The organism is Microvirga tunisiensis (assembly GCF_009296175.1).
In the GTDB taxonomy this organism is placed as follows: Bacteria; Pseudomonadota; Alphaproteobacteria; order Rhizobiales; family Beijerinckiaceae; genus Microvirga; species Microvirga tunisiensis.
In genome coordinates this window covers 1-5,026 of sequence record NZ_VOSK01000396.1, presented here as the reverse complement: position 1 = coordinate 5,026, position 5,026 = coordinate 1, and the positions used below count along the sequence as shown (strand labels likewise).

General features: G+C 58.1%; 4 protein-coding genes and 2 pseudogenes. 4 read left to right on the top strand and 2 right to left on the bottom strand.

Annotated elements, in window-relative coordinates:
• A pseudogene (locus FS320_RS48985) lies at positions 1-468 on the bottom strand (hypothetical protein); the annotation flags it as partial.
• Positions 469-654: 186 nt separating this feature from the next.
• Between FS320_RS48985 and FS320_RS37650 the strand changes: the two are divergent.
• From FS320_RS37650 to FS320_RS48980, 4 genes and pseudogenes are all read left to right on the top strand, one after another.
• Positions 655-1,061: pseudogene (locus FS320_RS37650) on the top strand ((R)-mandelonitrile lyase).
• Between the two features lie 75 nt (positions 1,062-1,136).
• Complete coding sequence (locus tag FS320_RS37645) at positions 1,137-1,628, top strand: cupin domain-containing protein (protein WP_152717400.1); 492 nt, start codon at positions 1,137-1,139, stop codon at positions 1,626-1,628.
• Between the two features lie 354 nt (positions 1,629-1,982).
• Positions 1,983-2,771: a phosphodiester glycosidase family protein gene (locus tag FS320_RS37635; RefSeq protein WP_152717399.1), complete on the top strand. Its 789-nt coding sequence runs from the start codon at positions 1,983-1,985 to the stop codon at positions 2,769-2,771.
• A gap of 324 nt (positions 2,772-3,095) precedes the next feature.
• A complete protein-coding gene (locus FS320_RS48980; protein ID WP_244627645.1) occupies positions 3,096-3,431 on the top strand; it encodes a hypothetical protein in 336 nt (111 codons plus the stop codon).
• Positions 3,432-3,693: 262 nt separating this feature from the next.
• Here the strand turns inward: FS320_RS48980 and FS320_RS37625 are convergent, their stop codons facing one another.
• On the bottom strand, positions 3,694-4,836 hold the full coding sequence (locus FS320_RS37625; protein ID WP_152717397.1) for a DUF2961 domain-containing protein: 1,143 nt from the start codon (positions 4,834-4,836) through the stop codon (positions 3,694-3,696).
• Positions 4,837-5,026 lie beyond the last annotated feature (190 nt).

The following is a 5,026-nucleotide window of genomic DNA, read 5'->3' as shown; positions in this document are numbered from 1 at the left end:
ATGCGTTTGCCCGGCAAATGCGGCTCCATCCGATCCCACTGGTGATCTTTCAACATCAGACGAACTCCGCTCACCCAAGCCTCCGCGCCCAAAAGGAGCTTGAATCAGATTTGCGAGTCCGTCGAAAGCCTGAATGTCAACGCGCTCTAGGAGATCAGCGATAATCGCGATGGCCAGCTCCAAAACGAGCAGCCCACCAAGAAAATCAAGTCTGCCGCTCCTCATCCAGTCGCTAAGACTTCCGCCTGGTAAGGCGAGCTGGGTCTGGGTCACTACCTCATCAATGATGAGCTTTCCGGTATAAAGTAGCAGAATGGGCAGGATTGAACGCGTTAGTCGCAGCCCGAGACTTGCCGCTGTAAGAGCAGGGCTGGCCTGCCAAACCAGACGGAACAGAGACGGAAGGTGACGCAAGGCGCCAACCCGCTCACGCAGCGAGCGGCTAGAGGGGAACACTGGAGCGGTCATCCCATTAAGATGGGAGTCCAGGGCTTACTCGTCGAGCCACCTAACTGCTGTAGATGTGGGGCTCAGTGCTTTGCGAACAGTGCCCGTTCCTTACATAGTCTCTTCGTGTGAGGCTGAGCATATTCCGGCGCTACACCCTTAGGACGAGCCGATTAGGCTATCGAGCAAATGTATAGGGAGATCAACATGGAAATCCGAGCTGCGGGTACGATCGAGACAAGGCGTGCTCCGGCGGATGCGTTCACAGGCACGGTCGGGCACGACCCAATCATCGATGCACCTGCCCCGGCCCGGGTACGTGCCGCGCGCGTCAGCTTTGAGCCAGGCGCTCGCACTGCCGGGCATACCCACCCGTTGGGACAGACCCTACACGTTCTCTCCGGAGTCAGTCGTGCCAGACCTGGGGCGGACCCGTTCGAGAGATTAGACCGGGAGACACTGTCTGGATCCCATCGGGTGAAAGGCACTGGCAAGGGGCCTCGCCCCGCACTGGCATGGTCCATCTCGCCATGCAGGAAGCGCTGGACGAATCCCACGTCACCTGGATGGAGCACGTGTCTGACGAGCAGTACGACATCACGCCGGAGGCTTGAGGTGATCTTCTTAACCCCGGCTTCCTCGCTTGCGATCCGGCATAAGGATAGAAGCCAATCGTCTCGGAGAGCACCATGACAGACCATGACAAGTCCCATGATCCGCACGAGCACTGGAAGCACGACGGCGTTCAAGTAATCAAGGGTGACCGCCTCGATCCGAACACAGCTCAGACCCCGGGCATGTTTCGGCAGGCTGCAATCAACCATGCGCGAGTCGGAGCACAGAAGATCTGGGCAGGCACGGTGTCGATTCAGCCGAATGCCAAGACTGGAGTTCACCACCACGGTGAGTTGGAGAGCGTGATCTATGTCGTAAGAGGCAAAGCTCGCTTGCGCTGGGGTGAGCGGTTAGAGTTCGTTGCGGAAGCTGGTCCGGGGGACTTCATCTATGTGCCGCCCTTCGTGCCCCATCAGGAAATCAACGCCAGTCCGGATGAGCCCCTCGAATGCGTTCTCGTGCGCAGCGATAGCGAGGCCGGCGTCGTGAACATTACTGACGTAGACCCGGTTGAGCGGCCGGAGGAGGTTTACTGGGTCGATCCAATCCACAAGCACCAGGACTAAGGCATTCCAGAACCACAAATCCTACAAGTCAGTAACAACCCGGTGCTTTCCCCCGGCTGACTGCAGGGTCACTTAGCTCTTGAAAAGCCGGCGGGATCAGCGCCAAGGACGGAGTTCACACCAAAATGCAGGCCTACCGCTCGCTGGAAGAACGTTTCGCACGCATCAGCTCGATCGAAGACGCGATCGGTATTCTGCAATGAGACTCTGAGACCATGATGCCGGAGGAGCTGCCGACGGTCGCTCGGATCAGCTCGCGACCCTTAAGGGTATCAGCCGACCGCTCACCGCGGAGGTCTTCCGCACCCACCTGCAGGAACGATATCTCGGACGCTGAAGGAGACTAAGCTGCACATGAAATCCATCATCTTCACTCTGGGTCGAGCGTTTTCACGGACAGCCACCATCCTGCTTACGGTCCTTATTGCTCTTGGACTGCCTGCCAGCCGAGCAGCGGCTCAGCCTGACAGCGATCCCTGTCGGCCAGTCCAATATGCTGGCAGCACCTTTGTGGCTTGCACAGTGGATCTTCGGAAATACGAGGTGAGGCTGTTCTGGCGCGGGCCGGACGGGGAAGTACTTGGCTCGTTTGATCGGTTGAGAGCGACGCCGGAGGCTTCACGCCTTGCCGTCGCGATGAATGCGGGCATGTACCATGAGGATCGCTCGCCAGTGGGACTTTACGTCGAAAACGGAAAGCAGCTGAAAGCAGCCAACACAAGGAACGGTCCTGGAAACTTCCACCTCAAGCCCAACGGCATCTTTTACGTCAACGGCCGTCAGGCAGGCGTACTTGAGACGGGAACCTATCTGAAGCGGAAGATTATGCCGGATTTCGCAACGCAGTCGGGCCCGATGCTCGTCATCAACGGGAAAATCCACCCTCAGTTTTCGGAACAAAGCACCTCCCGAAAGATCCGGAACGGCGTCGGCGTGAAAGGCCAAGACACGGTCGTGTTTGCGATTTCAGAAGACCCAGTCACGTTTAGCACACTCGCTCGCTTATTCCGGGACGAGCTAGGTTGTCCGAATGCTCTGTTCTTGGATGGAAGTGTCTCCAGCCTTTATGCCCCTGCATTGGAAAGGATGGACACGCTTATGCCCATGGGACCAATAGTAGGTGCCTTACGCCGGCGCCCATAGTAAGTGGCTTCAGCGGCAGCGCAGACGTTTCAGGCCGAAGCTGTAGGCGTGATGCCTTCAGGATCCATGTACAAAGTGGTCATTCACAAAGCCAGCGGTTCCGAGCAGCCGAAGCTCGAGATTCATCCCGTGCCCAAACCTCGCGATCGAGAGGTTTTGATCCGTACCGAGGCAGTGGGTGTGAGCTATGCTGACATCTGTGTTCGTTGGGGAGTGTACGAGCCCGCACGTTGATTCGGGGGGCCGATCACGCCAGGATTTGAATATTCAGGCTGGGTGGAAGACGTTGGCCGCAAGGTCAAGCATGTGAGACCCAGCGACCCAGTGTTTAGAGACACTCTCTTCAACGGCTATTCCACGCACGTGTGTGCTCCGGCAGATCTGGTGTGGTCTAAGCCTCAGGCTCTGGACTTTGAGGCAGCCGCTGGTTTCCTGGCCGTCTACCTGACTGCGTATCATGGCTTGCTGCAGAACGTGGTGATCCGGCCCGGCATGCGGGTGCTCGTGCATTCGGCCGGCGGCGGAGGCCAGCATCTCCTCAACCATCCGCAGACTCAAGGGAAAGCGGAAGTACAGCCAAACAGCGTAGCTGATCACTTCAGCCGGAAAGTGGTGGCGGGCATAACGAAGGTGCGGATCGGGTTCATCCCTCACGGATAACTTGATCCGGGTCATCCTTCAGTTAAGTGGCATCGTCAACTTAACGCTTTTACTTGCTCTTTCCGGTGTTTAGGTCCGGAGCGGGCCACGCATTTTCAAGAGCTTAGACCCGCCGGGGAATAGCGGAAAATGCCAGAAGACGGCCTTTATTCAGTTAAGTTGACGGTGCCGAGAAAGCAGGCCGCCCACGCATTCCAATCAAGATTCAGGCCCTTATCCTCGCGTGATGGATTCTGCGACGAGCCGCCGATGGATCTGTCCCTCACGGGTCGCTAGCGTCCATCGATGTTGCCGTCGTAAGGTTGAATTGTGGCTCAACCCAGCAGTAAACTGCATAGCTGATTTCTGACCAGGCGGACTGCGGCGGCGGCAATCCCGGCAGCAGTGGACGGTCGACCTGTTCGAACTTGACTCGTATCCGCACCAGTTTACGGCCTTGGGTGAGTCGACGCGGCACCAAGAATTCATCCTCACGAAAGCGGCGCTTCGACGTGAGAATCACGGGAGACGGAGGCGCCAACTCGCCCGTTGGAAAGCTGTGATAGAATGTGGTTGACCCTGCGAGGTACCAAGTACCAGCCTGCTCCCACATCGGCTCGGAGGCTTCGCCATCTGCCACTGACACCAGGGCTCGCTGGTGAGGCATGCCATAGTCAAGTACGCGCCGAACCATCACACCTTGATTATCAGGACGAATAGTCAACGTGAACTCGGATGTGCCCCGCGTGTACCGTACAAATTGCGCCTCTTCCGGGCCGAGTTCGTAGCTTGAGGTCAGAACCTGCGCTGGCGTTGCCTCAGGGGAGAGGTAGTGATGCGCCTGTTCGGATGCAGCATCGCCAATGTGGAGTTCATCCGACTTCACGAGCGAGGCGGCCGGCAGGCCATACCAATATGCAATCGTCCGATAGCGTTCGAACATATCATTGACACCCCCATGCTCCAGTTGGATGCGAGCGTTCTTACCGAACGGGAACAGGTCGGCCAGCAGGAACCGATAGGCGGAGTGGACGAGATCGTTCGAGTCGAGAGCGTCGCCAGGTGTTGGCGCACCAACTGGGTGGCCAACGAACGGTAGGGTTACTGTCTGACCGCCCCAATAATCCCCACCCCCGCCCCACTCTTCCGTACCGGTCCCATGAGCCTGTGGTGAGCGTGCATCGTCGAAAAAGAATCGCGGGTCGCCTTCCAGGGTACGAAGCTCGGCATTGTCAGTGAAGGTGAATGACGTGCCTATGAAAGATCCTGACCAATCCTCGCTGCCTTCGAGACCGCGCGTGTCAAGCAGCACATGGTCCATGTCCAGCACCCCTGCGCCCTGGTCCCGGTATGTTGCATGGAAATAGCCGACCGTGGATGGCTGGTCATCAAACGGCTCATAACGAATCTCAGCGTCAAGGACCACGGGGCGGTTGAGCGCTGGTGGCGGGATGTAGCGCGACGCGCGAATGTGTGAGTAAGGCGACGGCCAGATTTACGAGATGTCGCCTCCGGTTGAAGTCGACCTACCGTGTCACGGGACGACACGGAGGAGCGCATGAGCCGGCTCGATCAGGAGGCTCGCATGACTATCAAGGCATTGGCGGCGCGGGGAG

Excerpts from the sequence above, each read along its gene's own strand:
- FS320_RS37645 (WP_152717400.1), top strand. The coding sequence starts at position 1,137 with ATGACAGACCATGACAAGTCCCATGATCCGCACGAGCACTGGAAGCAC.
- FS320_RS37635 (WP_152717399.1), top strand. The coding sequence starts at position 1,983 with ATGAAATCCATCATCTTCACTCTGGGTCGAGCGTTTTCACGGACAGCC.